Annotated in this window: 21 protein-coding genes; 5 read left to right on the top strand and 16 right to left on the bottom strand. The window is 66.0% G+C overall.

The features are described from left to right. Window positions 1-7: 7 nt before the first annotated feature. The 6 genes from M8J71_RS08535 to M8J71_RS08510 all read right to left on the bottom strand — a co-directional run bounded on the left by M8J71_RS08535 (window position 8) and on the right by M8J71_RS08510 (window position 9,668). On the bottom strand, window positions 8-568 hold the full coding sequence (locus tag M8J71_RS08535; RefSeq protein ID WP_256247498.1) for a hypothetical protein: 561 nt from the start codon (window positions 566-568) through the stop codon (window positions 8-10). Then, on the bottom strand, window positions 565-1,182 hold the full coding sequence (locus M8J71_RS08530; protein WP_374114826.1) for a DUF402 domain-containing protein: 618 nt from the start codon (window positions 1,180-1,182) through the stop codon (window positions 565-567). Before M8J71_RS08530 ends, M8J71_RS08535 begins: the two co-directional genes overlap by 4 nt. After that, window positions 1,179-3,152, bottom strand: a complete 1,974-nt coding sequence (gene dxs / locus M8J71_RS08525) for a 1-deoxy-D-xylulose-5-phosphate synthase (protein ID WP_256247496.1) — start codon at window positions 3,150-3,152, stop codon at window positions 1,179-1,181. Before dxs ends, M8J71_RS08530 begins: the two co-directional genes overlap by 4 nt. Before the next feature lie 142 nt (window positions 3,153-3,294). After that, window positions 3,295-6,120, bottom strand: a complete 2,826-nt coding sequence (locus M8J71_RS08520) for an aconitate hydratase (protein ID WP_256247495.1) — start codon at window positions 6,118-6,120, stop codon at window positions 3,295-3,297. Between the two features lie 165 nt (window positions 6,121-6,285). Then, window positions 6,286-7,695, bottom strand: coding sequence for a class I SAM-dependent RNA methyltransferase (locus M8J71_RS08515; RefSeq protein ID WP_256247494.1), 1,410 nt, complete (start codon window positions 7,693-7,695; stop codon window positions 6,286-6,288). Beyond that, complete coding sequence (locus M8J71_RS08510) at window positions 7,692-9,668, bottom strand: APC family permease (RefSeq protein ID WP_256247493.1); 1,977 nt, start codon at window positions 9,666-9,668, stop codon at window positions 7,692-7,694. Before M8J71_RS08510 ends, M8J71_RS08515 begins: the two co-directional genes overlap by 4 nt. A 120-nt stretch (window positions 9,669-9,788) precedes the next feature. Between M8J71_RS08510 and M8J71_RS08505 the strand changes: the two genes are divergently transcribed. Both M8J71_RS08505 and M8J71_RS08500 read left to right on the top strand, forming a co-directional pair. Beyond that, window positions 9,789-10,463 carry a potassium channel family protein gene (locus tag M8J71_RS08505; RefSeq protein WP_256247492.1) on the top strand — a complete coding sequence of 225 codons (675 nt, stop codon included), beginning with the start codon at window positions 9,789-9,791 and terminating at the stop codon, window positions 10,461-10,463. Continuing rightward, window positions 10,460-11,203 carry a potassium channel family protein gene (locus tag M8J71_RS08500; protein ID WP_256247491.1) on the top strand — a complete coding sequence of 248 codons (744 nt, stop codon included), beginning with the start codon at window positions 10,460-10,462 and terminating at the stop codon, window positions 11,201-11,203. Before M8J71_RS08505 ends, M8J71_RS08500 begins: the two co-directional genes overlap by 4 nt. A gap of 4 nt (window positions 11,204-11,207) precedes the next feature. Here the strand turns inward: M8J71_RS08500 and M8J71_RS08495 are convergent, their stop codons facing one another. The 4 genes from M8J71_RS08495 to dut all read right to left on the bottom strand — a co-directional run bounded on the left by M8J71_RS08495 (window position 11,208) and on the right by dut (window position 13,748). Further along, complete coding sequence (locus M8J71_RS08495; RefSeq protein ID WP_256247490.1) at window positions 11,208-12,017, bottom strand: DUF3159 domain-containing protein; 810 nt, start codon at window positions 12,015-12,017, stop codon at window positions 11,208-11,210. Then, complete coding sequence (locus M8J71_RS08490; RefSeq protein ID WP_256247489.1) at window positions 12,014-12,376, bottom strand: hypothetical protein; 363 nt, start codon at window positions 12,374-12,376, stop codon at window positions 12,014-12,016. Before M8J71_RS08490 ends, M8J71_RS08495 begins: the two co-directional genes overlap by 4 nt. After that, on the bottom strand, window positions 12,369-13,082 hold the full coding sequence (locus M8J71_RS08485; RefSeq protein WP_256247488.1) for a DUF3710 domain-containing protein: 714 nt from the start codon (window positions 13,080-13,082) through the stop codon (window positions 12,369-12,371). The genes M8J71_RS08490 and M8J71_RS08485 overlap by 8 nt, the downstream gene beginning before the upstream one ends. Before the next feature lie 123 nt (window positions 13,083-13,205). After that, window positions 13,206-13,748, bottom strand: a complete 543-nt coding sequence (dut, locus tag M8J71_RS08480) for a dUTP diphosphatase (protein WP_374114825.1) — start codon at window positions 13,746-13,748, stop codon at window positions 13,206-13,208. Window positions 13,749-13,884: 136 nt separating this feature from the next. On the opposite strand from dut, the gene M8J71_RS08475 reads away from it, so the two are divergent. Next, window positions 13,885-14,373 carry a DUF3093 domain-containing protein gene (locus M8J71_RS08475; protein ID WP_256247487.1) on the top strand — a complete coding sequence of 163 codons (489 nt, stop codon included), beginning with the start codon at window positions 13,885-13,887 and terminating at the stop codon, window positions 14,371-14,373. 96 nt (window positions 14,374-14,469) lie between these two features. Here the strand turns inward: M8J71_RS08475 and M8J71_RS08470 are convergent, their stop codons facing one another. Then, a complete protein-coding gene (locus tag M8J71_RS08470) occupies window positions 14,470-14,769 on the bottom strand; it encodes a DUF4193 domain-containing protein (protein WP_163163146.1) in 300 nt (99 codons plus the stop codon). A 223-nt stretch (window positions 14,770-14,992) separates the two neighbouring features. On the opposite strand from M8J71_RS08470, the gene sepH reads away from it, so the two are divergent. Next, on the top strand, window positions 14,993-16,417 hold the full coding sequence (gene sepH / locus M8J71_RS08465; protein ID WP_256247486.1) for a septation protein SepH: 1,425 nt from the start codon (window positions 14,993-14,995) through the stop codon (window positions 16,415-16,417). Window positions 16,418-16,474: 57 nt separating this feature from the next. Here the strand turns inward: sepH and M8J71_RS08460 are convergent, their stop codons facing one another. The 5 genes from M8J71_RS08460 to M8J71_RS08440 form a co-directional block, all read right to left on the bottom strand. Further along, complete coding sequence (locus M8J71_RS08460) at window positions 16,475-18,232, bottom strand: HNH endonuclease signature motif containing protein (protein ID WP_256247485.1); 1,758 nt, start codon at window positions 18,230-18,232, stop codon at window positions 16,475-16,477. Between the two features lie 384 nt (window positions 18,233-18,616). Beyond that, window positions 18,617-19,339: a thymidine kinase gene (locus M8J71_RS08455; protein WP_256247484.1), complete on the bottom strand. Its 723-nt coding sequence runs from the start codon at window positions 19,337-19,339 to the stop codon at window positions 18,617-18,619. Then, window positions 19,332-20,555: an alkaline phosphatase family protein gene (locus tag M8J71_RS08450; RefSeq protein WP_256247483.1), complete on the bottom strand. Its 1,224-nt coding sequence runs from the start codon at window positions 20,553-20,555 to the stop codon at window positions 19,332-19,334. The genes M8J71_RS08455 and M8J71_RS08450 overlap by 8 nt, the downstream gene beginning before the upstream one ends. Beyond that, on the bottom strand, window positions 20,555-21,298 hold the full coding sequence (locus tag M8J71_RS08445) for a DUF5998 family protein (RefSeq protein WP_256247482.1): 744 nt from the start codon (window positions 21,296-21,298) through the stop codon (window positions 20,555-20,557). The genes M8J71_RS08450 and M8J71_RS08445 overlap by 1 nt, the downstream gene beginning before the upstream one ends. A 41-nt stretch (window positions 21,299-21,339) precedes the next feature. Beyond that, window positions 21,340-24,024 carry a bifunctional acetate--CoA ligase family protein/GNAT family N-acetyltransferase gene (locus tag M8J71_RS08440; RefSeq protein WP_256247481.1) on the bottom strand — a complete coding sequence of 895 codons (2,685 nt, stop codon included), beginning with the start codon at window positions 24,022-24,024 and terminating at the stop codon, window positions 21,340-21,342. Between the two features lie 77 nt (window positions 24,025-24,101). Between M8J71_RS08440 and M8J71_RS08435 the strand changes: the two genes are divergently transcribed. Further along, entirely contained in the window at window positions 24,102-26,609 is a 2,508-nt protein-coding gene (locus tag M8J71_RS08435; protein WP_256247480.1) for a DNA gyrase/topoisomerase IV subunit A, read from the top strand. Window positions 26,610-26,613: the final 4 nt, after the last annotated feature.

Here is a 26,613-nt window from a genome sequence, read left to right as displayed (position 1 = left end):
TACGCTCCTAGAGGCTGAAGGTGTTGGCGGGCTTGGCTGAGTGCTTGAGCTTGAAGTTTTGCGGATCGCTGTAGGGTGCTGCACCGATGCTGAGCTTGGTGAAGTCCAGGTCCTCGCCGCGGCTGCAGACCTTGATGGCGGCGACTGCTTTGTTGACGTCCGGGCAGAGACAGAAGATGTTGAGCTTGTAGTCGGTGAATTCAGAGCGTTCCACTGTGCCGAGTCCGCGCCAGGCGAGATGGCTGATCAGCGCGTCCGTTGCCTTTTCTTCGAGGTAGCGGTCCCTGTCGGTGCCCTCCCGGGTTTTCAGCGCGAACTGGGCCACAACCCAGAACTGTTCCTCGTCGGGAATTTCCGCGTAGCCGTCTTCGGCGCACTGGACTGCAAATGCGTCCAAAAGGCCTTCGGCTGCCTCGGGGTCCGGTACGTCTGTCTCCTCGGTTTTGCTCTGGTGCCCCACAGCCCCGTAATTCATCACGAACTGGTTGTAGTCCTCATCGAACCAGGCCTCCCGGAAATGGAGGGTGCCCTCTTCGTCGCCTTTATAGACCCTGACAATGCCGCTCATGACCGTCCCTTTGTAAACCATTCGACGTCGGTGCCGTCGAAGGGTGCCTGCTGTGCCTTGACGGCCTGGTAAAGCTGGTCCGCGCAGGCCTCGAGTGTTTCCACCAGGGCTGCGGGGTAATCCATGGACACCCGGTGTTCGGCGAACTCGTCCTCGTCATCGATGAACACGCCGCGGCCTGCTGTCCGGACCACGTCCAGGTCCATGTCGATAACGTGGAACTCCGTGACGCCCGGCCGGATCCGGTGCCATTCGTGCGCCACGGCCAGGTCGATGTAGATCCGTACACCGCCGGGGTGGGCGTCGTCATAGAACGTGGCTACCCAGTCACCTTCGCGCGGGACCAGGAGGACGGCGTCGGACCTGGTGTAGAAGGCCGCTCCGGGGCGGGAGCAGAATTCATTGGTTCCCTGGAAGATCCACCAGCCGTGGCGGTCCTCGCCCAAGTAGCGCCCGGGGACCACCCAGTGCGCCTTGCCGTTCCATTTCCGGTTCCGGGCGACCACCAGCTGGCCGGGCTCAAGATGCCGCGGTTCGCGGCTTGGTCCGGCCTGGTCCTCAGCTTCCGGCTCGGCCACCACACCCGGATACTTCAGTAAGTCCTCTCCCCTCACAGGATCGGAAGGCTGCCGGTGGTGGGGTGCTGCTGGCCCGGCAGGGGACGCGCAAAGGGGACCTTTGTCCCGAGGACCTGGGCAACGACGTCGTGCGTTATCTGCTGCGCAGTCAGGCCCACACGTTCCAGGACCTGGCTGCGGGTGCCGTGATCCAGGAATTCAACCGGCAGGCCCACCTCGTTCAGGGCGGTGTCTACGCCGGCTGCACGCATCTCCTGGCGGATCCGTGAACCCACGCCGCCGGCACGCACGCCGTCCTCGATGCAGATGACCAGGCGGTGGTGCGATGCCAGCGCGATGATGGACCGCGGAACGGGAAGAACCCAGCGCGGGTCCACCACAGTGGTGCTGATACCCTGCGCGCCAAGCCGGTTGGCTACGTCGAGGGCGAGCTCGGACATGGCGCCCACGGAGATGATCAGGACATCATTCTCGGTGGAACCGCTGGGCCTGCGGGACAGGATGTCCACGCCGTCGCTGAGGCGTTCCAGCGCTTCGACTTCGGCGCCGACGGATCCCTTGGAGAAGCGGACCACTGTGGGAGCGTCGCTGATGGCCACGGCTTCGCGGAGTTCCTCGCGCAGCCTGCTCGCGTCACGGGGTGCGGCCAGGTGCAGCCCCGGGACAATCTGGACCATGGACATGTCCCACATGCCGTGGTGGCTGGCGCCGTCCGGCCCGGTGACTCCTGCGCGGTCCAAAACGATGGTGACGCCGGCCTTGTGCAGGGCAACATCCATCAGGAGCTGGTCGAAGGCACGGTTCAGGAAGGTGGCGTAGACGGCAACCACCGGGTGCAGGCCGCCGAAGGCCATGCCGGCCGCGGACGTCAGGGCGTGCTGTTCGGCGATGCCGACGTCGATCACCCGGTCAGGGTGCCGGGCCGCGAACTTGTGCAGGCCCACGGGAATGAGCATGGCGCCGGTGATGCCGACGACGTCCTTCCGCTCATCCGCGATCGCGGCGATCTCGTCAGCGAAAACGGAGGTCCAGGACTGGGCCCCGGCGGTGCCGGTCGGTTCCCCGGTTTCGGGGTCGATGATGCCCACGGCGTGGAACTGGTCCGCCTCATGCGCGCGGGCCGGAGCGTAGCCGTGGCCCTTTTCGGTCATGGCATGCACGATCACGGGCCCCGCGTAGTGCTTCGCCGTTGCCAGTGCGTGCTCCATGGCCTGGAGGTTGTGGCCGTCCACCGGGCCGATGTACTTCATGCCGAGGTCTTCGAACATGCCCTGCGGAGCCCACCAGTCCTTGATGCCCTTCTTCATGGCATGCAGGCTCTTGTAGGTGAACTGGCCCGCGGGGCCGCCTCTCTGCAGCTTCTTCTTCCACCAGTCCAGCGCCCGTTCGTAGGCCGGCGTGGTGCGGAAGGAATCAATGGTGGGGCGCAGGGACGCGAGGTAATCGGCAAAGCCGCCCACGGTGGGGGCGTAAGAGCGGCCGTTGTCATTCACTACGATGACCACGCGGCGCCGCTTGTCCGCGGCGATGTTGTTGATCGCTTCCCAGGCCATGCCCCCGGTGAGGGCACCGTCCCCGACGACGGCGACGACATGCCGGTCGCCTTCACCGGTGAGCTGGCGGGCCCGGGAAATACCGTCGGCCCAGGACAGCGACGAGGAGGCGTGCGAGCTTTCCACGATGTCGTGCTCGGATTCGGCACGGGACGGATAGCCGGAGATGCCGCCCTCCTGGCGCAGGGTGCTGAAATCCTGGCGGCCGGTCAGCAGCTTGTGGACGTACGACTGGTGGCCGGTGTCAAAAACGATGCTGTCGCGGGGCGAGTCGAAGGTGCGGTGCACGGCAAGCGTCAGTTCCACCACGCCAAGGTTGGGACCGAGGTGCCCGCCCGTCTGGGAGACGTTCGTGATCAGGAAATCCCTGACCTCCGAAGCCAGCCGTTTCAGCTGTTCTTCGGACAACTCGTTCAGGTCCTGCGGATTCCGGATGGTGTCCAAGATTCCCAATGACCCCTCCTTCGGGTGGTAGACGTGCCGTTTAACTCTAACGCCTTGGTCCGCAGGACCAGACGCACCAGAAAAGCCGATGCCCCGGCTGGTCGGTGACCGGCCGGGGCTTCGGAGGGTGGTGCCTGCTGGGCAGCTACCGCTAGTTCGCGGAGATCTGGCGCAGCACGTACTGCAGGATGCCGCCGTTGCGGTAGTAATCCGCTTCACCCGGGGTATCGATACGCAGTACGGCGTCGAACGACGTCGAGCTGCCGTCCTCGCCCGTTGCGGTGACCTTGAGCGTCTTCGGCGTGGTGCCCTCGTTCAGGGCGGTTACACCCTCAACCGAGAACGTCTCCGTGCCGGACAGGCCCAGGGTGGCAGCGGATTCGCCGGCCGGGAACTGCAGCGGCAGGACGCCCATGCCGATGAGGTTGGAGCGGTGGATGCGCTCGTAGCTCTCGGCAATGACAGCCTTGACGCCCAGCAGGGCGGTACCCTTGGCAGCCCAGTCACGGGAGGAACCGGAACCGTATTCCTTGCCCGCCAGGACCACCAGCGGGGTGCCCGCTGCCTGGTAGTTCTGCGCAGCATCGTAGACGTAGGCCTGCGGGCCGCCTTCCTGGGTGAAGTCGCGGGTGAAGCCACCTTCGACGCCGTCCAGGATCTGGTTCTTGATGCGGATGTTCGCGAACGTTCCGCGGATCATCACCTCGTGGTTGCCGCGGCGGGAACCGTAGGAGTTGAAATCCTTGCGCTCCACGCCGTTGGCCAGCAGGTACTGGCCGGCAGGGGTGTCGGACTTGAAGGAACCGGCCGGGGAGATGTGGTCGGTGGTGACCGAATCGCCCAGCTTCAGGAGCACGCGGGCGCCCGTGATGTCCTTGACCGGCTCAGGCTGTGCCTGCATGCCCTCGAAGTACGGGGGCTTCCGGACGTAGGTGGAGTTCGGATCCCACGCGAAGGTGTCACCGGCAGGCGTGTCGAGCGCCTTCCAGCGGTCGTCGCCCTCGAAGACACCCTCGTAGCCCTTGGCGAACATTTCCTTGTCGATCGAGGAATCGATGACCTGCTGAACCTCAACCGGGTTCGGCCAGATGTCCTTGAGGAAGACATCGTTGCCGGCCTGGTCCTGGCCCAGGGCGTCGGTTTCGAAGTCGAAGTCCATGGAACCGGCCAGGGCGTAGGCGATGACCAGCGGCGGGGAGGCCAGGTAGTTCATCTTGACGTCCGGGTTGATGCGGCCTTCGAAGTTGCGGTTGCCCGAGAGGACAGCCGCGACGGCGAGGTCGTTCGCCTGGATGGCTTCCGAAACTTCGGCTTCCAGCGGGCCGGAGTTGCCGATGCAGGTGGCGCAGCCGTAGCCCACGATGTAGAAGCCAAGCTTCTCCAGGTAGGGGGTCAGGCCGGACTTTTCGTAGTAGTCGGTGACTACCTTGGAGCCCGGTGCAACAGAGGTCTTGACCCACGGCTTGGACGTGAGACCCTTGTCGACGGCGTTGCGGGCCAGGACCGCGGCGGCCAGCATGACCGACGGGTTGGACGTGTTGGTGCAGGACGTGATCGAGGCGATGGTGACTGCACCGTGGTCCAGCTCGAACTCGCGGCCGTCAGCCATCTTGACCGGAACGGGCTGGGAGATGCGTCCCGCTCCCCCGTGGCCCGCCGAGTACTTCGGGGGCTCCCGGTCGGTGTCGGAGATGTGCGTGGTTCCGGCGGTGAAGGAAGGCGAGTCGGAGGCCGGGAAGGTCTCCTCGAGCGATTCGTCCAGGGTACCGGCGTCGGCATCGTGGGAGACGTAGTTCTTCAGGTCGTGCCGGAACTCGTCCTTGGCCTCGGTCAGTTCGATCCGGTCCTGCGGGCGCTTGGGGCCGGCGATGGACGGAACAACCGTGGACAGGTCCAGTTCCAGGTACTCGGAGAACTTGATCTCGCGGGAAGGATCGTGCCAGAGGCCCTGTTCCTTGGCGTAGGCCTCAACAAGGGCCACGTTCTGGTCTGAGCGGCCCGTGAGGCGCAGGTAGTCCAGGGTGACGTCGTCGATCGGGAACATCGCAGCCGTGGAACCGAATTCCGGGCTCATGTTGCCGATGGTGGCGCGGTTGGCCAGCGGCACCGCGGCGACGCCTTCGCCGTAGAACTCGACGAACTTGCCCACAACGCCGTGCTTGCGGAGCTGCTCGGTGATGGTGAGCACCACGTCGGTTGCGGTGGCACCGGCAGGGATGGATCCGGTCAGCTTGAAGCCCACAACGCGCGGGATCAGCATGGAGACGGGCTGGCCCAGCATGGCCGCCTCGGCTTCGATGCCGCCGACGCCCCAGCCGAGCACACCCAGGCCGTTGACCATGGTGGTGTGTGAGTCGGTACCAACGCAGGTGTCCGGGTATGCGCGCAGGGCGCCGTCAACCTCGCGGGTCATCACGGTGCGGGCCAGGTACTCGATGTTGACCTGGTGCACGATGCCGGTTCCCGGGGGAACCACCTTGAAGTCGTCGAACGCCGTCTGGCCCCAGCGCAGGAACTGGTAACGCTCCCCGTTGCGCTGGTATTCGATCTCCATGTTGCGCTCCAGCGCGCCGGAGTTGCCGAAGGCGTCGATCTGGACCGAGTGGTCGATTACCATCTCGGCCGGTGCCAGGGGGTTCACCCGCTTGGGGTCGCCGCCCAGTTCCTTGACCGCTTCACGCATCGTAGCCAGGTCAACCACGCAGGGAACGCCGGTGAAGTCCTGCATGATCACGCGGGCGGGCGTGAACTGGATTTCTGTATCGGGCTGGGCGTTGGGATCCCAGCCTGCCAAGGCGCGGACGTGATCGGCAGTGATGTTCGCGCCGTCCTCGGTCCTCAACAGGTTTTCAAGCAATACCTTGAGGCTGAACGGAAGGTTTTCTGAACCTTCAACGGAGTTCAACCGGAAAATTTCGTAATCGGTTCCGGCTACATTAAGTTTGCCTTTTGAACCGAAGCTGTCCACAGTGCTCATCGCAGGACTCCTCTCGCAACAGTTTCATCTTTGTCGCGCGGTTGACCGCCTGCTAGTTAGGAGGCCCTAATTAGTGCGGGGCCCGAAAATTGCACACGGCCGGCCGTGATTACGGAGCGCGACGTGGGACTACTACCGCCATAGTAGTCGATACCGGTTCCGGTATCAGGGACGCGGTGTCAGCAGCGCGACTGTCTCCAGGTGGTGGGTGTGGGGGTAGAGGTCGAAGGCCCGGAGGCCTGCAAGCTCCCAGCCGGCCTGCCGGAAGTACCCCACGTCCCGCGCGAACGACGCCGGATCGCAGGATACGTAGGCAATGGCACGCGGGGCCGCCGCAACAAGCTGGCCCACTACCGCCTTTCCGGCCCCGGCCCGGGGCGGATCAAGAATGAGGGCGTCGAAGTCCCGCGGTTTCTGGCGGAGGACCCGCTCGACGCGGCCCTGGACGATCTCCACCTGGGGTGCCGCATGCAGGTTCTTGCGTGCGTCCCGGCTGGTTCCGGGAGCGCCCTCCACTGAGAGGACGGACCCCGTCTCGCCCACCGCGTCGGCCAGGATGGCAGTGAAGAGGCCGGCTCCAGCGTACAGGTCGGCCACCACCGCGCCGGGGTGGAGGAAGCCGCCGCCCTGCAGGAATTCTGTGACAGCCCCCACAAGGGTCCCGGGCGCGTCGCGGTGGATCTGCCAGAACCCTGCGCCGGTCACCCGGTACTCGTGCCCGGCGGCAGATTCCTGAACCCACAGCCGGCCCCGCACCTGCTGCACCTCCTCGGTGGCGGGATCGAAGGCGGCAACGGAGACGTCAGCGGGAAGTGCGGCCGCGATGGCAGCCAGGCGTTTGGGCTTGGTTCCCTCGGCCGCGGCCAGCAGCACCAGAGGCCTGGACCCGTTGGCCGGTGCAGCCACCTCCACGCGGTCAACGCCCTGCAGGTCGAGGTCCCACAAGCGGAGGTTGTTGATGGCATCGATGGCCAGCGGCATCTCATGGATGGGGATGATGTGCCCCGACCGGTGGGCGTGCATACCGAGCTTGCCGCCGGGGGTGACCGAGAAACTGGCCCGCGTCCGCCAGCGGAGGCCGTCCCCGCCGTCACCTGTTGCCTCAGCACCTGCATCCGGCGCCGGAGTGGGGCCGCCCACAGCTTCCACCGATCCGTCCCAGCCGTCCGGCAGCTGTTCGACGCCGGCGAGCCGCTTGAGTTGTTCAGCAAGCACGTCTGCCTTGAGGCTGCGCTGCCGGGCAAGGGTGATGTGGCCGAACTCCGCACCGCCGACTGGCGGATGTCCGTGGCCCCAGGCGCGGCGCGAATCTGCAGGGCGCCAGAAGTGGTCCACGCGGTCCGGTGAGGCTTCGAGCACCTCAACCACGTCGGCGCGCCAGAACTTCGCCTTTTCATCGGCGTCCGTCAGCCGCGCCCGCACTTTTTCGCCCGGGATGGCGTGCCGGACAAAGATGACGCGTCCTTCGTGCCTGGCGACGCAATGGCCGCCGTGCGCCACCGGTCCGACGTCCAGCACTACTTCCGTGCCCGCTTCTCCGGTCAGCGCCGGCTGGGTTTGTGTCTTTGCAATCATTGGATGTCCTGCAGGTTCTTTGCTTCTTCGGATGATTTGAGCTGCCAGGGAACGCTGGCCACCATAACGCCGGGTTCGAAGTGGAGCCGGGTCTTGATGCGCAGCGCGGTCTGGTTATGGACGAGCTGCTCCCACCACTTGCCCACGACGTATTCGGGGATATAGACCACGATCAGGTCCCGCGGGGAGTCACGCCGCATCTGCTTGACGTACTCCATGATGGGGGTCACCGTCTCACGGTAGGGGCTGGCCAGCACCGTCAGCGGCACGGGAATGTCAAGCTTCTCCCAGTCGGCTACCGTGCCTGCGGTTTCCTCGGGGTCGATGTCCACGGTCACCGCATCCAGCCTTGAGGGCCTGGACGCCCTCGCGTAGGCCAGGGCCCTGAGGACCGGCTTGCGCACATGGGACACCAGCAGCACGGCATGCACCCGGGTGGGCAGGGCACGCGGGGAGGAGTCCTCATCCACTGCCAGCTCCCTGGCCACGTTGTCGTAGTGGGCCCTGATGCTCCACATGATCAGGAAGAGGACGAACATGGCGAGCAGCGCGATCCATGCCCCCTGCTCGAACTTGGTGACCAGCACAATGACAAGGACCAGGGCGGTCATGCCGAAGCCGATGCTGTTGATCGCACGGGACTTGGCCATCCGCCGTCGGACTCCCTTGTCCCTGGCGAGCTTGAGCTGCCGGCCCCAGTGCCGGATCATCCCCAGCTGGCTGGCCGTGAAGGAGATGAAGACGCCCACGATGTACAGCTGGATGAGCTTGGTGACGTCCGCGTTGAAGGCGAGGATAAGCACCAGCGCTCCCGCGGCGAGGGCCAGGACGCCGTTGCTGAAAGCCAGCCTGTCGCCTCTGGTCCGCAGCTGGCGCGGCAAGTAGCCGTCCTGGGCGAGGATGGAGCCGAGCACCGGAAAGCCGTTGAAGGCGGTGTTGGCCGCGAACACCAGGATGACGCCGGTGGCCGCCACCACGATGTAGAACAGGATGGATCCGGGGCCGAAGATGGTCTGGGCGATCTGGCTGATGGCAGGGGTCTGGATGTAACCCTCGGGGAGCGGGCTGCCGTTCAGCAGGAACTCGGTGGCGGGGTCCAGGACGATGTGGACCTTGGTGGCGTTGGCCAGGTAGATGATGCCTGCGAGCATGGATGCGCCGATCACGCCCAGGAGCAGCAGCGTGGTGGCTGCGTTCTTGCTTTTCGGCGGCTTGAAATTCGGCACGCCGTTGCTGATGGCTTCAACGCCGGTAAGTGCGGCGGCACCCGAGGAGAAGGCGCGCAGCAGGAGGAAGGCGCCTGCGAGCCCCACCAGCCCTTCGTCGAAGCCGGGCGCGGGCACGATGGTAAAGGCAGCTGACGGGGCCTCCCCCAGTTGGCCAGTGGCCGCCTGGAAGATTCCCACCGCCGTCATACCGAGGATCGAGGCCATAAAAATGTACGTCGGGACGGCGAAGACGCTCCCGGCCTCCTTGACGCCGCGCAGGTTCACCAAGGCAAGGACGACGACGCCGATGGTCGCGATGACCGCCTGCTGTCCGTGCAGGGCCGGGATGGCTGTGGTCACGTAGGCGGCGGCTGAGGACATGGACACGGCCACGGTAAGGACGTAGTCCACCAGCAGGGCCGATGCCACGGTGAGGCCCGCGTACTTCCCCAGATTTTCGCCGGCGATCTCATAGTCCCCGCCCCCGGAAGGGTACGCGTGGACGTTCTGCCGGTAGGAGGCAACGACCGTCAGCAGGACCACCATGACGGCCAGTCCCACCCAGGGTGAAAACGCCACTGCGCTGACACCTGCCAGCGCCAGGGTGAGCAGGATCTCATCGGGCGCGTAAGCGACGGAGGACAGGGCGTCGGATGCGTAGACCGGAAGTGCGATCCGCTTGGGAAGCAGCGTATGGGCCATCCGGTCGTTCCGGAACGGCCTGCCCACGAGCACGCGCTTCGCGGCGTTCAATATTGTCAGCACCCCACAAAGCTAGTCTGATTCGCGGGCTGTGTCATGACAGCCTGTGGACAGCCGGAACCGGGACGCTGACGGTAGAGTTCTAGCGGCAGGACCGTGGGGAAAGATACAGAGGAGATACTGGTGGCGCATTTCGTGATCATGGGATGTGGCCGCGTGGGGGCGACGTTGGCGCATACGCTCGAAGACGCCGGGCACTCCGTGGCCATCATTGACCAGGACGACCGCGCTTTCCGCAGGCTCCGCCAGGGTTTCACCGGGCGCAAGGTGACCGGGGTCGGTTTCGACCGGGACACCCTGAAGCAGGCAGGCGTGGCCGACGCGTACGCCTTTGCCGCGGTCTCCAGCGGCGACAATTCCAACATCTTGGCCACCAGGGTTGCCCGGGAGACGTTCCACGTGCCGCATGTCGTGGCCCGGATCTACGATCCCGGCCGGGCCGAGATCTACCAGCGCCTGGGAATTCCCACGGTGGCGGCAGTCCGCTGGAGCGCGGACCAGGTGCTGCGCCGCATCCTTCCGGAACAGCACCTGGCCGGTGATTTCCGGGAACCATCCGGACGCCTGGTGCTCGCCGAGCTTGATCTCGACGCCGGCTGGATCGGCCACCGGATCAGCAGCATCGAAAAAGCGGCGAACATCCGCATTGCCTATCTCACCCGGTTCGGCGAAGGATTATTGCCCGATGCCGGAACCGCGTTCCAGGACGGCGACACCGTGCACGCCATGCTGCAGGTTGACCGCAGCGCCCAGGTGGCCCAGATCCTGTCCAAAGCCCCCGCCAAGGAGTTTCAGTGAAAGTCGTGATCGTGGGGGCCGGCAGTGTCGGTTCGTCCATTGCCAGGGAATTGCTGGCGCACAAACATGAAATCCTCCTGATCGACCTGAAGCCGGAGGTTATTGGACGGAGCGGACTCCGCGGCGCCCATTGGTTGGTCGGCGACGCGTGCGAGCTGAGCACGCTGCAGGGCGCCAGGGTTGAGGACGCGGACGTGGTGGTATCGGCCACCGGTGATGACAAGGTGAACCTTGTTGTTTCGTTGCTGGCCAAGACCGAATTTGGCGTTGGCCGAACCGTGGGCCGGGTCAACAATCCAAAGAACGACTGGATGTTCAACGACTCCTGGGGCGTGGACGTCGCGGTCAACACTCCGCAGCTGATGACGGCTCTGGTGGAGGAAGCTGTGGAGATCGGCGACCTCGTCCGGCTCCTCACCCTCCAGACGGGCGTGTCCGCACTGGTGGAGTTCACCGTTCCGCATGATTCACACGTGATCGGCCGGGCCGTAGGGGAAATCCGTTGGCCGGAGGACTCCACGCTGGTGGCCATCCTTCGGGACCATGCCCCGATCACACCGAGCCGGGACGACGTGATTGACGGCGGTGACGAGCTGTTTTTCGTCACCACCATCGCCGCCGAGGACGAGCTGCGGGCGCTGCTCTCCCCCGACTCCTTCGAATCTCCGCAGCCCAGGCCTGCGGAAGAAGCGGGGCACCTGGAGCAGCAAGGCCCCGAGGACGACGGGTTCGACGGGTAGGCGGCTAGCCTTCTGCAGGCGCGCCGTCCGCCGCCTCGGCAACCGGGGCAGGCTTGGTGACGAGCCATGCGATCCAAATTCCCAGGATGTACAGGGGTGCACCCATAAGGAGCCTGGTGGTGGCCAGCGCGGCAAACCCTTCCGGTCCCAGGAGGTAGAGGGGAACCTGCACCACAAGCCTGAGCACCAGGACTGCCACGATGATCCAGGTGCCGAGGCGGTACGCCTTGAGCCGGGCCGGGTCCTTGCGCCAGTCCAGGCCCTCGTTGCGGATGAACCCGAAGAGCAGCCCGGCCACCGGCCACTTCACGAGGATCGAAATCACCATTGCCACGATGTAGGCCGCGTTGGTGAAGAAGCCCGGAAGGTAGAAGTCCTCGGCTTTTCCGGTGGTGTTGGCGAGCCAGGCGGAGATGCCCACACCGACGACGCCGGCCAGCGCCTGTGTCAGGGGACGCCGCTGCACCAGCCTGACCACAGTGAATACTGCGGCGATGGCCAGCGCGGCCACGAGCGAAACTGTGAGGTCCCGGGTGATGGTGTACGTCACGAGGAACAACAGTCCCGGAAGGATGCTTTCGGCAATGCCCTGGACACCACCGGCGCTGCGCAGCACATCCACGCGGCCGTCATGGGTCCGGTGCAGCCCTGCTTTTGCGGCGTAGTCTGCCGCGAGGCCAGCTACAGGGGAGGGCTCCTGGCCCACACCGTCCGGCAGTTTGTCCTTGTCAACGCCTTGCGGACCAGCGCCCTGTGGCGCTGCGCCGTTCGGGCCTGTTGGACCGGAGGACGGGTTGGGCTCGGACGCAGTCATTCGTTCTCCTGGCGGGACAGTATTTCGTAGCGTGGATTGAACATGGTGGGCTGGCCGTCGACGCGGGACAGCATCCCTTTGAGCCGTACTTCGGTGCCGGCGTCGATGCCCGGCACGCGCCGCCGTCCCAGCCACACCACACGAAGCCGCCCACGGGGGCTGGCAGCGGCGCCGGCTCCTGATTCGCGGGGATCGGCGTCAGAGACCATGGCGCTGAAGGCCGCCGTCTGCTCCGCCGGAACATAGGTTACCGATTCGATGCGGCCCCGGCAGACCACCCTGCCTTTGTCCGGCAGCCGGCTGAGGGGAACATCGTCGCTTTCGTTCAGCGGAGCTCCCCCGGACCCGTTGTCAGCCAATCTGTGTAATTTCAGGACCACGTTCAGGTTCCTGAAGTGCGGGTGCAGCAGGCGGCGGCGTGGTGGTGGCGTCCTTGGGCAGCCGGAGCTGCAGCAAGTCGCGCGGCGGCATTGGGCTGTCGCCGCGGATCACAACCACTTGGCGGAACAGCGCTTCGAGGGGTTCCGCTGCAGGGCGTTCCAGTGCCGCTGCCCCACCCAGTACGCCCCGCAGGAACCAGCGGGGGCCGTCCACTCCAATGAAGCGCGCCACCCGGTAGCCTTGGCTGCCGTCCGGCAGTCCCGCGGGCAGCTTGGCAACGAGTTCGGTTCCGAAGGTGCCTTCGACCTCCTCGACCTGCCCGCCCTGGACTCCCACGGACTGGCCGATCTGCTCGCGGATCTCGTCCCAGAGCCCCTCGCTTTTGGGTGCTGCGAAAGCTTGGAGCTGGAGGCTGGAGCCGTTGAGGTCCAGGGTGACCGCGACGACGCGCTGGGTGGCCTCTTCCACTTCGAGCCGGAGCTGGAGGCCCTCGCTCGGGGTGATCAGGAGCGCGCCCAGGTCAACATAGCCATCGCGGCTGCTGATTTCGGATTCGTCGAAAGGGCCGTTCGAGCGGCGTCCGGAACTATCCACTGCCTGTTCCGCAGTCTCCACCTCAGCGGACACGTCGTCCGGTTCGGCTGCTTGTTCCTTCTTGGCTTTCCTGCCGAGCCCAAAGACCATTGGGGTTTCTCCTTATGTGTGAAGTTTTGCCGGTCCGGCCCGTGGGGGTCCCGCCGTCGTGCTTTGTTGCCGTCCGGCGTGCAAGCGCCGACGCGGCAAAACGGGTGAGGGAAGAGATAAGGGTCAGGCTTCCGGCAGGTTGAAGCCGCCGGTGGAGCCGAAACCTCCAGTGCCACGTACCGATTCGCTCAATTCGTTGACGGGGATGAACTGCGCGTACTCGACGCGCTGAATTACCATCTGCGCAATTCTATCGCCGCGGCCAAGTTCGATGCTTTGCGTCGCATCCGTGTTCAGGAGGGTGACAGCGATCTCGCCGCGGTAGCCGGCGTCCACGGTTCCTGGAGCGTTCACGATCGTAAGTCCGTGCTTTGTGGCCAGGCCCGAACGGGGATGGATCAGTGCGACGAAGCCTTCAGGAAGGGCTATGGCCACGCCCGTCGGGACCAGCTTCCGCTCCCCCGGCTGGAGCACAACGTCCACGCGGGCACGAAGGTCTGCGCCGGCGTCGCCCGGGTGGGCATAGGACGGGGCCTCCAGGTCCGGATCCAGCATCTTCAGCTGGACCTGCAGGGTGGGAGCACTTGAAGCCATGGCGGGCGCGGCGGTGCCGGCTCCGTTCGCTTCAACCTGGAAAGTATCTACTGTGGCGGGATGATCAGTCACAGTCACTCACTCTAACCCGCGCCCCCAAATCAGTCCTAGGGCAAGCTCACGGAACTGCAGCGCCGGGGAACGGGATGCGGTACAGGAACGGTTCCCCCAAGATGAAATAGCTGAACAAAGATGGAAAGCTGGGCATATGCCCGAATCAAGCTCCCCTGCGCCCGTTCCCCCAAAACCGTCCACTGGGGCTGCGGTGATCTATAGGGAGAAGCTCTGGCCCAACGTATGGATCTGGATCATCGCTGCGGGTGTGGCAGGAGCAGGCATCCTGGTATTTGCGCCCATCAGCACGGCAGCGGGTTTCACGGCCGCCGGCGTGCTCTTTGTCATCATGGCTGTTCTCCTGATCCTGTCCACCCCGGCCATCGTGGTCACCGACGATTCCCTAACGGTGGGCCGGGCCAGCATCGAGCGCAGGTTCGTGGGCGCCGTTGAGGCATTCCGGGGTCCGGAAGCAACAGCCGAACGCGGGACCGGTCTGAACGCCCTGGCCTACCTCTGCATCCGCGGCTGGATCGACCCCGTGGTCAAGATCGAAATTACGGATCCCTCCGACCAGACGCCTTACTGGCTGGCCTCCTCGCGGCACCCGGATGAGTTGACTGCGGCGCTGTCACGCCGGTGACCCGCCCGCCCGGCCGCATCTCGCCGTCGTCATAACTGCACCCCGGCCCGCCGGCCCACCCGACGTGCCGGCTGCTGCTTATATCCTGCCCACGGATCAGCCTTCGCACTCCTTGCAGTAGAAGCGGCCATCTTTTTCCCGGGCGATTTGGGAGCGGTGCCGGACCAGGAAGCAGGAAGAACAGGTGAACTCATCTGCCTGGGCGGGAACCACCTGAACCGTCAGTTCTTCACCGGAAAGGTCTGCGCCGGGCAGTTCGTAGCCGGCGGCAAGATCACTTTCGTCTTCGTCCACCACCGCAACAGGCTTGTCAGAGCGCCGGGTCTTCAGCTCTTCAATGGAATCCTCTCCGAGCTCTTCCTCAGACTTGCGCGGCGCATCGTAATCGGTGGCCATTGTTGCCGTATCCCTCTTCCTTTTGCCTGCCTGTGAACAACCCCCCTCATAACGCTGGATGTCCCGGGTTTGTGCCCGGCCGCGGCGCGACCGTCCCTTCCGGACAGGCCCCTATACCCAACCCCGGGCCGGAATATCGCGGCGCGCCCTGCCCCTTGAGCCAAAACGGGATCAGCGGGTGGCAGAGTTTCGATTGATAGTAATGCCAGGGTGGAGGATTTGTATGCAGGATCTACGGCTTGTAGGCGTACACGACGACGGGGCGCATCTCCTGTTGAGCGGTGCCGGCGGCGAGATGTTCCAGCTGCCGATCGACGAAGCGCTGAGGACCGCGACCAGGTCGGCCGGGAGGGCGCCTGTCGAGCGGTCTGCCGTGCCCATGTCTCCAAGGGACATCCAGGCGCGGATCCGGGCAGGTGCGACTGCTGCGGACGTGGCGGAACTCTCCGGCCTGCCGCTGGCCAAGGTGGAACGCTACGAGGGACCCGTCCTGGCGGAGCGCGAGTACGTCGCCCAGCAGGCACGGAAGGTCGAGGTCGCTTCACCCTCGCCAGGTCACGACATCTACCGGTCTGCTTTTGGGGACAATCCCGCGTCGCTCAATGACATGGTGGCGCACCGGCTGTCCGCCCACGGCATTGATCCCTCCACCGTGGAGTGGGATTCCTGGCGGCGCCAGGACGGAACCTGGACGGTCTCGGCCAGCTTCGCGGCCAATACCGGCGGAAAAGCCGGCATCGGCGAGGAGCCGCCGGCACTATGGACGTTCAACCCGGGCAGGAAGTCCCTGCAGAACGCAAACCGGTGGGCGCAGCAGCTCAGCGAGCTCGAGCCCTTGGATGGGCCCGTCCCCGCCCGCAGGCTCTCTGCAGTCTCCGATCGCCCCTTCGACTTCGAAGCCGACGCCGACTCCGCCCGCCCTGCCCCGCGTCCCGGTCCCGAGGCCGAGCAGGCTGACGGCAAAGAATCAGACGGACTCCTGGACATGCTGCGCTCCCGCCGCGGACAGCGCCTGGGGGTCGACGAGGATTCTGACGACGCCCTGGCCCTGCTCCTGACCCACGGCGTTCCCGCTGCCCACCCCAGGCCGTCCGAAGTAACGCCTGAACCGGAAGAGCCCGGCGACCAGTCGCAGGATGACACCCCCGAAGCCCCTGCCGCACAGGCCAACTCCTTTACCCGCCGCCGCGACGCCAGGCCTTCCATGCTGTCCCGGCTTAGCCTCATTCCTCCGCACCGGGACGCCATGGAAGACGCTTTAAAGCTGCACGACGGCGTGAGTACCGATACCCGCGAAATCACCATCGTGGCGTCCCCCCGCCGGCCCTCCGGCAGCACCCCCGAAGCCGGGAACGCTGACGCCAACAGCACCCGTGATGGCAGTGGCAACAGCTATGGCGGTGCCAACAGTAACGGCAGTGGCAACAGTAACGGCAGTGGCAACACCGACGGCAGTCCTGTTAGTGGCGGAGGCTTGAACGAGCTGCTGGGCGGGAATCCTCGGCGGCCGGCTCCGCGGATCGATGACAACTCCCCCGTTACGGGCCAACTTCCGGAGACGGGCGCCCCTGAGCGCCAGCCGGGCAGGCCCAAGCGCTCCAGCGTCCCTTCGTGGGACGAGATCGTCTTCGGTACGCGGGGCGACTAGCGCTCCAGCTGCAAAACGTCGGAGCCTGAGGCTTCACACTCGTTCTGCGTTTCCTGACTAGGCGTGGACCGCTAAGGCCAGCATCAGATGCCACTCGGCGAATGGGTCTTCGGGCAGTTCGTCTTCGGGGATCCCGGGGTCCTCAGGAATGTCGAAGTCCGGCAGGTCCTCGAGAGGCGGGTCCTCATAGTCGGTTTCAGAAGAAGGCATACCTTGTTCCGGCAGACTTGGATTTTTGCCACACATATTGGACAGCTCGAGGTCCAACTGGTCCAGGTGGGGCAAAGCAGGATGAGACATTAGTTGGAATTGAACGGCGCCATCAGCGTGTTGCCCGTCCGCCACCCACTCCGGCGCTAGCCATTCCGGCCACACTGGTGGTTCCCAGTCCTGGTGTTCGCTTTTGTAGTGCCGCCCGGTGGGTGAGGTCCAGCCGGGTGGTTCGGTTTTGGTGGCCGGTGTTGGTTTCCAGCCGCCGCTGTGCCGGAGTTTGTGGTGTTTGGGGCAGGGTTGGCCGAGGTTGCTGATGCCGGTGGTGCCGCCTTGGTGCCAGGCGAGGAGGTGGTCCGCTTCGTTATCCACGGAGTTGTTGCTGCAGCCGGGGAACGGGCACTTGCCGTCCCGCAGCCGCAGCCAGTTCCGCATCGCTTTGGTCAGCCGGTAGCTGGTCCGGCCCATCTCCAACGGCGCCCCATCCCGCGGATCCACCAAAACCCGGTAAAACGAGCCTGCCCCGTTCGCGACCAAATCACGTGCCATCGACGCCGGGATCGGGCCGGACCCGTCCAGCACCGCCGGCTCGTCGGTCAGGCCCAGCAGCGAGAACACGGGCACGGTGACCAGCACCTGCGCCCGAATCGAAGATCCCTGCCCGGGGCCGGTTTCCTCCCCGCCGCCACCGGCGCTGCGGGCACTGTTGGCCCCGCCGTTGCCAAAACCATTTCCGCCGTTGCTGGAACTGTTTCCGGTGCTGATGCCGGGCCCGGTGGTGAGGAGCCCTGAGGCGAAGTTGTCGGCCCGGAGCTGGGTCAGGGTGCGGGGTTCATCTGGTCCCTGCATTTCCCGGGAGAGGGTGGTGAGCCGGTCCCAGATCGCGGAGGCCTGGTCTGCGGGCAGGCACGCTGCGATCCAGCCCATCCCGTCGATGTCCGGCCAGAATTCGACGCGCCGGTCCGCCACACTCTTGGCGTGCCGCTTCTCCAGGCTCTCCGGATGGTGGCGTTCCCGCCAGGCCCTGGCCTTGGCCTTGAACCGGTACGCCGGCATCTCCCCAACGGCGGCGGCTGCGGCCAGTCTCGGCGTGGCCGGGTCCAGGAAGTGCGCCTCCAACGCCGCGGCTCCGGCAGGGTCAAGGCTCGCGGTTTGGTCCACCATGCTCCGGGCGTGCGCCCAGGACATCGTCCCGGCATGCAAAGCCGAAAGGGTCCATGGCAGGAACGTCGTCAGGGCATGGGAATCGGCGATTAAGGCACCGGCGGCCCGGTCACCAATCGCCAGCACACACCCCACCTCGGCCACCAGGCTCCGCTCCTGCGCCGTCGCCTCATACGGCGATCGTGCCGGAGCGTTCAGCGCTTTCGTGGCCCGGGCGAACACCGCGACCGCCTCCGCCTTCACCGCCGCCAGTTTCGCTTCCGACCGTGCCACCGCGGCCAGGACATCCAAAGCCCCATCAGCAACCCGCTGCAACGGATCATCAAACTCAACCGCGGACCCGGAAACAGCTGTATCGCGGCCAGCGAGCACCGCCATGAACGCTGCGACAGCAGCCACAACGGCCGCCTCCGCTTGCACCACTGCCGGGTTCGCTTCCATACACCCATCATGGCGAGGGGGTCTGACAAAACAGGGCCCCTACGCAGGTCTCAGGAAAAACTTTTGGATTTTTTATGGAAACGGCACGTCAAGGCAGCCAGTAACCGCGCGTCGCGGAGTGGATAGCTGGCCTCGGTGCCCGAAGTCCAGCGAGGGTGCCGGGGTCATTTGTGTAGCTTGCGTCAGAGCGACGAAGGAGCAGCAAGCGGCAAATGGCCGCGGTGCCGGAGCAGCAACTCCCCGAGCAGCAGGTGGCGCGAGACCTGCGTCCGGTGTCTATGCCAAAGCGCAGCAATTCCTACCGGGCAGGAGGTGACGTCGGACCGCGTCATGCGGTTCTAGAAACACAGGCCGGTCCCAGAGCAGCGCAGGCTAGTGCCGGCTCTAAGTCCCGGCTGCACCCGATCCGCGCCACAGGCAGGCGTCCACTTCGAACGGCAGTAGCGGGTCCTGCTGGCCCATCAAGGCGGCGCCATGCGCGGTGACACGCCGCATGTAATGCCTGCGGCATAGCGTCTCGTAGCCCACAACGGGGACGTGGTCGCCGGCCACGGGTGCGGCGGCGGAGTCTCCCGCCATGTCCACGTCGCCCACCACCACCTGCGCGCCTTCGGTGACCATGACGCCGTCGACCGTCCGGGCATTGTGGGTGGCGCGCCGCCCGCACCAGCACAGCGCCTCCACCTGCAGCACCTGCACCCGGTCCGCGAGTTCGACGAGCCGCTGGGAACCGGGAAACAACCGGGTACGGAAATCGGCAGTAATACCGAACGCGAAGACGTCCACGTCGATCTCGTCCACGACTTTCGCCAGCTGTTCCACCTGCTCGGGCGTATAGAACTGGGCCTCGTCGCAGATCAGGTAATCCACCCGCTGCCCCTGCGTGCGCCGCAGCATGACTTCCTCCCAGAAGTCGGTGCCATCCACTACTTCCACCGCGTCAGTCTGCAGGCCCAGCCGGCTGGAGATGCGCGATTCGCCGGCGCGGTCGTTGCGGCTGAAGCGCACTCCGCCGCGCCCCCTGGCCCGGTGGTTGTGGTCCATTTGCAGTGCCAGGGGCGACTTTCCGCAGTCCATGGTGCCGGAGAAAAAGACCAGTTCAGCCACGGCGGGAACTCTTGCCGCCAGCCGTGAAGCAGAGCAGGGGGACCTCCCGCTCGGCTTTGGTGAGCGAGCCGTGCTGGCCCACCACTTCCATGGCGCTGGGTCGGACGCGGCGTGTGTCGTACAGGGCGACGGCGTCCCTCGCCGCGATCATGATGTCTCCGATCCGGCCCTCGACGGCGGGACGGACCGTGCCGAACAGGCCCGCCGCGAGTGCCTCCTCGCGGGTGAATGCCCAGACCTGCTCTCCGAAGCGTGCCCGCCATGCCGAGAGCAGGCGGTCCCGGACGTGCTCCCCCGCACCGTGTTCAAGGTAGAGATGGACCATTCGGGGCTCCCCTGCGGTATGCCGGACCCCTTCCACCAAGGCAGGCTCAGCGGAGAAATCGATGCGCTGCTGCTCAGGGACGTCAAGCATGCCATGGTCCGCGGTGAGCAGGATGGTGGTGCCGGCAGGCAGGGAAGCGTTGAGCCGCTTCACGGTTGCATCGAGCTCTTCGAGTTGGTGCTCCCACTGCTCGGACTGGCAGCCGTAGCGGTGCCCGGCCTTGTCCAGCTCGTTCAGGTAGAAGTACATCAGCGCGGGATTGGGGGCGGACATGGCCTCGGCCGCGGCTTCCGTGCGGGCGTGCGCCGTGGTGGCCGAAATAAATTTGCCGCCCCGCAAGGCGGCCCGGGTCATGGGTGAGCCGCCGAATTGCGGCAGGCTGACGGTGGTGACGTCCACGTGTTCCTCGGCGCGTTCCAGCACGGTGGGAAAGGGCTGCCACGTCGCGGGGTCGACGCCGGCATCCCAGTTCCCGAGCAGGTTGACTACCTTGTCCTGTTCCGGGTCCAGCACGTCATAGCCCACCATGCCGTGCTGGCCCGGCGGGAGACCCGTGCCAAAACTGGCCAGGGCGGCTGCGGTGGTGGAAGGGAATGCCGAATCCAGCCAGACAGGAACAGCGCCCTGCCCGGCCTGGACGACTGAACGCAGGAAGGGTGTGTGCGCAGATTTCTGCTTCAGCAGGTTCCGGCCCAGGCCGTCCGCCAGCACCACGCACACGCGCGACGCGGCAGGCAGGCCAAGGGTATTCTCAAACCCGTCCACCCCCAGGCTTGCCGCGGCGCTGGTGAGCACGTCGGCGATGGAGCGCTGCCCGTAAGCTGGCGCTGGCGGCAGGACAACCTGGGGCCGGGCGGAAACGTCGGGGTTCGGGTGGCGGTCTTCGGGCATCAGCGCTGCTGGTGCCCGCGGCTGAGGCGGTTGCCGAATACTCCCGGGCGCGGCCGCGGCGGCATCGACTGCACGTGGGGCTGCGGGGCGGGGGAACCGGTGTTCACGGCACGAAGTGCACGGGCGAAGAGCTTGGCGTCCTGCACTGCCTGCAGGCCGTCCGCCTCGGCGCTGATGCGCAGGACGATGTCCTCCTGTGCAATGGTCCCGCTGTAGCCGTGGTCCGCTTCGCACTGGGGATCCCCGCAGCTGGCAGGGCCCATGTCCAGCCGCTGGCCGCCGGACCAGGCGATGGACAGCGTTACCTCGCGCACGGGGTCGGAGGGTTTGTAGTTCTGCGGCTGGGAGTACATGTAGCTCAGCACGACAGACCGGATCTGGGCCACGGGAACGGATTCAGTGGAGATTTGGGCCACGATCTGCTCGCCGGCCTCGTCCAGCTGCTGGTCGTCCACATGGGTGATCACCAGCATGTCCGCGGTGAGCACCAAAACGGTGATGTGGCGCCGGACCTCAGCCCGGTCGAAGTGGGTTTCCAAGTGCACAAGGTGGGCAACACAGTCGCGGCCGTCCAAGGCGTCATCGACGACATCGGCCACGAGGCGGGGGTAGAAGCCCGCCTTCTGGAGGGCGCCTTCCAGGCTCTGGCCCTGGGCGCTGTGGCTGTGTGAGCTGTGCTGGCGGACTGCCTGGGTTTCATTGCCGGGCGTTTCGGGCGCCGACGCGGGAGGCTGTGAGCTCATTCCCCCATTTTCACAGATCGGCCGGTCACTTGCTAACCGCGTCAGCCCAGCATGGCCCGCCGCGCGCTGTCCGTCCGCTGGGCGGCGTTGCCGATGCGCACGTCAGCAGCAAGGGTGGTGGCTCCCGAGGTGCCGCACAGGACGGGGTTGAGCTCCACCAGGGCGATTTCGGGGTGGTTGTCCTTGAGCCAGGCGAGGCGGCCGGCAAGGTCCTCAAGCGCCTTGACGTCCACGGCCGGCAGGCCCTGGTAGCCAAAGAGGTTCTGCGCCGCCCGCGGGGCGCGGATGAAATCGTCCACGTCGGCGGCGGAGAGCGGCGGGACGCGGTGCGCCCAGTCATCCAGCAGGTTCACGGCGTCCCCGGCGAGCCCGAAGGAGATCACCGGGCCCAGCAGCGGATCTTCGATGGCCCGGAACGTGCAGGCCTGCCCCACCGGCGCCATGCTTTGTACTTCCAGCGCGGGGTCCCCGTAGTGGGAGAGCACGCGCCGCATCTGCAGCACGTTCTGGCGCAGCGATTCCGCATCCTGGATGTCCAGGCGCACCCCGCCGAGATCAAGCCGGTGCCGGAGCGCGGGATCGGTAGTCTTCAACACCACGGGCCAGCCCAGCGCATCCGCAGCCTCAACGGCCTGGTCGGGGTTGTCAAAGCCCACCGAAGGCAGCACCCTGATCCCGTAGTGCCCCAGCAGTGAGGCCGCGGCTGCCGGGTCCAGCTTCTTCAGCTGCTCACCTTTGACATCCCTGAGCAGCGCTTCGATTTCCGCCCGGGCAAGCTCTGGATTGCACCCTTCGGGTTCCACGAAATGCCCCTGGTCCCGGGACACCCATTCCGAGTAGCGGGCCACGGCAGCGAGCGCAGCCACAGCAGCCCCCGGATTGGAAAAGCAGGGGACGGCGCGTTCCTGGGACCCCAGCATCCCCTCCACCGATATGGAAGGATCCAGGATGCCGGTGAAGGCGGCCACCACCGGCTTTCCGGCTGTTGCCGAGCATTCGGCCAGTACTTCTGCAATGCTGTCCACGGTCAGCCCGCGGGCGGGGAGCAGCGCCGCAACAGCCGAGTGGACGGCGTCGGACTCAAGTGTCTTGAGCAGGCTGGCCCGCAGGGCGGGCAGGGCAATCGACTGTCCGGCGTCGAAGTCCACGCCGGTGACCAGTTCCGCGACGATGAGGCCCTGGGAAGACGCGCTGTCCGCCACCACTTTGCCCAGCGCCTGGGAGTTGCTGAAGATGGCCAGTCCCGGGCCGGCGGGGAGCGGCTGCGCCGAAACCACCTGGGCAACATCCACCAGTTGCTCAATGGTTTCCACCCGGATGACGCCGGACTGGCGCAGCATCGCGTCCAGGGCGCCGGCGGGAGCCTGGGTTGTCCGGACGGCGTGCCCGGGCGGCAGCCGCAGCCCCATGGCATCGGACTTGGCCACGATGACGGGCCTGGTGCGCGCCAGCCGCCGGGCGAGGCGGGAAAACTTGCGCGGGTTGCCGATGGATTCAAGGTAGAGCCCGACCGCTGTGGTATCGGGATCGTCCTCCCAGTACTGCATCATGTCGTTGCCGGACACGTCGGCCCGGTTACCTGCGGACAGGAACGTGGACAGGCCCAGCCGCCGCCGGCTGGAAGCGGCGTACAGCGAGACGCCGATGGCTGCCGACTGGCTGAACAGGCCCAGCCCGCCCCGGAGCGGCAGGGTGGGCGCCATCGAAGCGTTCAATGACACGTCTGGGTTGGTGTTGACGATTCCCAGCGAGGCCGGTCCAATGACCCGCATGCCGCTTGCCCGGGCCTGCCGCACCAGGTCCCGCTGGCGCAGCAGGCCGCGTTCGCCGTCGTCCGCGAAGCCTGCAGAGGCGACCACCAGCCCCCTGACGCCGGCGGCGGCGCAGTCCGCAACCACGGCGGGGACTTCTTCATACGGGACCGCGACGACGGCCAGCTGGACGGGATCCGGGACTTCGGAGAGTTTGCCGAAGGACATCATGCCGGCGAGTTCCAGCGCTTCCGGGTTGATGGCGTAGACGGGGCCGCTGAATCCGCCCTCGATGATGTGCTCCAGAAGCTGGTAGCCGACGGTCCCCCACTTGCGGCTGGCACCGATCACGGCAATGGACGACGGCGTCAGCAGGTCCCGCACGCTCCTCGCCTCCGCGCGGTGCTCCCGGGATTCCATCACGGCACGCGACTTCTCAGTGGGGTCGATGTTGAACTCGAGGCTGACGACGCCGTCGTCAAAATGCCGCCGGACATCGTAGCCGGCCTCGGAAAATACCGTCAGCATCTTGCGGTTTTCCGGCAGTACCTCCGCGCTGAAGCGCCGGATCCCGTTTTCGTGGGCGGCGGCGGCCAGGTGTTCCAGCAGAATGGAGCCGATTCCCCGTCCCTGATGGGAATCGGCAATATTGAACGCCACCTCCGCCTCGGTGGGGTCATCAAGCCGGTCGTAGCGTCCAATGCCCACGATCTCGCCGCGGATGGTGATGACGAAAGCTACCCGGTCCTTGTAGTCAACCTCGGTGAAGCGCTTGAGCTCTTTGCTGGACAGCCTGGCCTTGAAGGCGAAGAACCGCATGTAGATTGAATCCTGCGACTGCCCTACGTGGAAGGCCTGGACAGCGTCGGCATCGGTGGGATGAATCGGCCTCAAGTGGGCTGTCCCGCCGTCCCGCAGCACGACATCGGCTTCCCAATGTTCCGGATATTCGCCGTCCCCGGGCTGATCCACCATAGGCTTAGCCTAGCCAAAAACTCCCGCAGCACACCCCCGTCAGCTGCACAGTACCGAAGAAGGATTTACCAACCCCCATGGCCCGCCGCCAAAGTTCAGCCCCTCCCGTGGACACCACCCCCTACACGGAGAACATCGTGGACATCGATGTAACCTCCGAAATGGAAGGCTCCTTCCTGGAGTATGCGTACTCGGTGATCTACTCGCGGGCGCTTCCGGACGCCCGGGACGGCCTCAAACCGGTACAGCGCCGCATCCTGTACATGATGAGCGACATGGGCCTGCGCCCGGACCGGGGACACGTCAAGAGCGCCCGTGTAGTGGGCGAGGTCATGGGCAAGCTGCACCCGCACGGCGATACGGCCATCTATGACGCCATGGTGCGCATGGCCCAGGACTTCTCGCTGCGGCTGCCGCTGATTGACGGGCACGGCAACTTCGGCTCGCTCGACGACGGCCCTGCCGCCCCGCGGTACACCGAGGCCCGGCTTGCGGCTGCTGCCCTCACCCTCACCGACCACCTCGATGAGGACGTGGTGGACTTTGTCCCCAACTATGACAACCAGCTCACCCAGCCGGACGTCCTGCCGGCTGCGTTCCCCAACCTGCTGGTCAACGGCGCCACGGGCATCGCCGTCGGCATGGCCACCAACATGGCCCCGCACAACCTTGTGGAGGTCATCTCCGCCGCGCGGCACCTGATCGCCAACCCGGACGCCACGCTGGATGACATCATGCGCTTCGTTCCCGGGCCGGACCTGCCCAGCGGCGGACGGATTGTGGGACTGGACGGCATCCGCGACGCCTACGCCACCGGCCGCGGGTCCTTCAAGACGCGGGCCAAGGTGGAAGTTGAACAGCTGTCCGCGCGCCGCACCGGCCTGGTGGTCACCGAGCTCCCCTACATGGTGGGCCCCGAAAAGGTCATCGAGAAGATCAAGGACGCCGTCAACTCCAAAAAGCTGACCGGCATCAGTGACATCGTCGATCTGACGGACCGCAAGCACGGCCTGCGCCTGGTCATCGAACTCAAGAACGGCTTCAACCCCAACGCGGTGCTCCAGCAGCTCTACCGCTATTCGCCGATGGAGGACTCCTTCGGCATCAACAACGTCACCCTGGTGGACGGCCAGCCGCAGACCCTGGGCCTGGTGCAGCTGCTGACCGTGTACGTGAACCACCGGATCGACGTGGTGCGCCGCCGGACCGTCTTCCGGCTGGGCAAGAAGAAGGACCGCCTGCACCTGGTGGAAGGCCTCCTCATCGCCATCGTGGACATCGATGAGGTCATCCAGATCATCCGGTCCTCGGACGAGGCCGCCGCCGCCCGGGCCCGGCTGATGTCCATCTACGACCTCACGGAAATCCAGGCGAACTACATCCTGGAGCTGCGGCTGCGCCAGCTGACCAAGTACTCGCGGATTGAGCTGGAGAAGGAACAGGACGAGCTGCGCCGTGAAATCGCTGAGCTCGAGGCCATCCTCGGTTCAGAGGAACGCCTCCGGACCCTGGTATCGGACGAACTTGGCGCCATCGCCGAAGAGCACGGCACCCCGCGGCGGACCGTGCTGCTCGAATCCGAGGCCGTGTCCCCCACCGTCGCGGCCGACCTGGCCCTGACCAACGGGAAGAAGGGCAAGGCAGTCCCGCTGGCGCTGGAAATCGCCGACGACCCCTGCTGGGCCATCCTGACCGCCTCGGGCCAGATAGCGCGCACCAGCAACCGGGAACCGCTGGCAGAGGCGGGACCCAGGACCAAGCACGACGTCTACACCTCCGTGGTCAAGACGTCCGCCAGGGGCGAGATCGCCGCCGTCACCTCCCAGGGGCGCATGCTCCGCCTACAGGTGATGGACATGCCCGTCCTGCCGCCGGTTTCCGGGCTGCCGAACCTAGCCGGCGGCGTTCCCGCCAAGGACTTCATCACCCTGCTGAAGGGGGAAACCCTGGTGGCATTTGCCCCGCTCGACGAAGTGCTGGCCATCGGCACGGCCCAAGGAGTGGTGAAGCGGGTGCAGCCGGAGTATCCGCTGAACCGCGAGGACTGGGAAGTCATTGCGCTCAAGGACAAGGACTTTGTGGTGGGTGTCGCGCCGGCGGGAGCGGAGGATACTGAACTCGTCTTCCTGACGAGCCAGGCCCAGCTCCTGAAGTTCGGCGCCGGGGTGGTGCGGCCGCAGGGGCGCACGGCCGGCGGAATGGCGGGAATCAAGCTGGCCGCGGATGACCGCGTTCTCTTCTTCGGCGCCGTCCAGCCCAAGGACGAGTCCGCCGTGGTGGTGACCATCGCCGGCACCACGGGGGCGCTGCCGGGCACGGCACCGGGTACCGCCAAAGTGACGGCGTTCTCCGAGTACCCCGCGAAGGGACGTGCGACTGCGGGAGTGCGGGCCCACCGCTTCCTGAAGGGCGAGGATACGCTGCTGCTGGCATGGGCCGGCCACGGCCCCGCGAAGGCTTCCTCGGCGGCCGGCGTGGCCCGGTCCCTGCCGCAGGAGCACGGCCGGCGTGACGGTTCGGGGATCCCGCTGTCCCAGCCGGTCGAGGTGGTAGGCCCCGCCATGGCCTGGCCCGATCCCGCTTAGACTG

Origin of the sequence: Pseudarthrobacter sp. R1 (assembly GCF_024494415.1) — a bacterium.
Classification (GTDB): Bacteria; Actinomycetota; Actinomycetes; order Actinomycetales; family Micrococcaceae; genus Arthrobacter.
Note: the sequence above shows the minus strand (reverse complement) of the source record. Positions and strands in the feature narration are given on the sequence as shown.

What these genes read in the sequence shown, in the direction of transcription:
- M8J71_RS08495 (WP_256247490.1), bottom strand. Translation starts at nt 12,017, where the DNA reads ATGACTGCGTCCGAGCCCAACCCGTCCTCCGGTCCAACAGGCCCGAAC.
- M8J71_RS08515 (WP_256247494.1), bottom strand. Translation starts at nt 7,695, where the DNA reads ATGATTGCAAAGACACAAACCCAGCCGGCGCTGACCGGAGAAGCGGGC.
- M8J71_RS08485 (WP_256247488.1), bottom strand. Translation starts at nt 13,082, where the DNA reads ATGGTCTTTGGGCTCGGCAGGAAAGCCAAGAAGGAACAAGCAGCCGAA.
- M8J71_RS08535 (WP_256247498.1), bottom strand. Translation starts at nt 568, where the DNA reads ATGAGCGGCATTGTCAGGGTCTATAAAGGCGACGAAGAGGGCACCCTC.
- M8J71_RS08435 (WP_256247480.1), top strand. Translation starts at nt 24,102, where the DNA reads ATGGCCCGCCGCCAAAGTTCAGCCCCTCCCGTGGACACCACCCCCTAC.
- M8J71_RS08440 (WP_256247481.1), bottom strand. Translation starts at nt 24,024, where the DNA reads ATGGTGGATCAGCCCGGGGACGGCGAATATCCGGAACATTGGGAAGCC.
- M8J71_RS08520 (WP_256247495.1), bottom strand. Translation starts at nt 6,120, where the DNA reads ATGAGCACTGTGGACAGCTTCGGTTCAAAAGGCAAACTTAATGTAGCC.
- M8J71_RS08470 (WP_163163146.1), bottom strand. Translation starts at nt 14,769, where the DNA reads ATGGCCACCGATTACGATGCGCCGCGCAAGTCTGAGGAAGAGCTCGGA.
- sepH (WP_256247486.1), top strand. Translation starts at nt 14,993, where the DNA reads ATGCAGGATCTACGGCTTGTAGGCGTACACGACGACGGGGCGCATCTC.
- M8J71_RS08445 (WP_256247482.1), bottom strand. Translation starts at nt 21,298, where the DNA reads ATGAGCTCACAGCCTCCCGCGTCGGCGCCCGAAACGCCCGGCAATGAA.
- M8J71_RS08475 (WP_256247487.1), top strand. Translation starts at nt 13,885, where the DNA reads ATGCCCGAATCAAGCTCCCCTGCGCCCGTTCCCCCAAAACCGTCCACT.
- M8J71_RS08450 (WP_256247483.1), bottom strand. Translation starts at nt 20,555, where the DNA reads ATGCCCGAAGACCGCCACCCGAACCCCGACGTTTCCGCCCGGCCCCAG.
- M8J71_RS08460 (WP_256247485.1), bottom strand. Translation starts at nt 18,232, where the DNA reads ATGGAAGCGAACCCGGCAGTGGTGCAAGCGGAGGCGGCCGTTGTGGCT.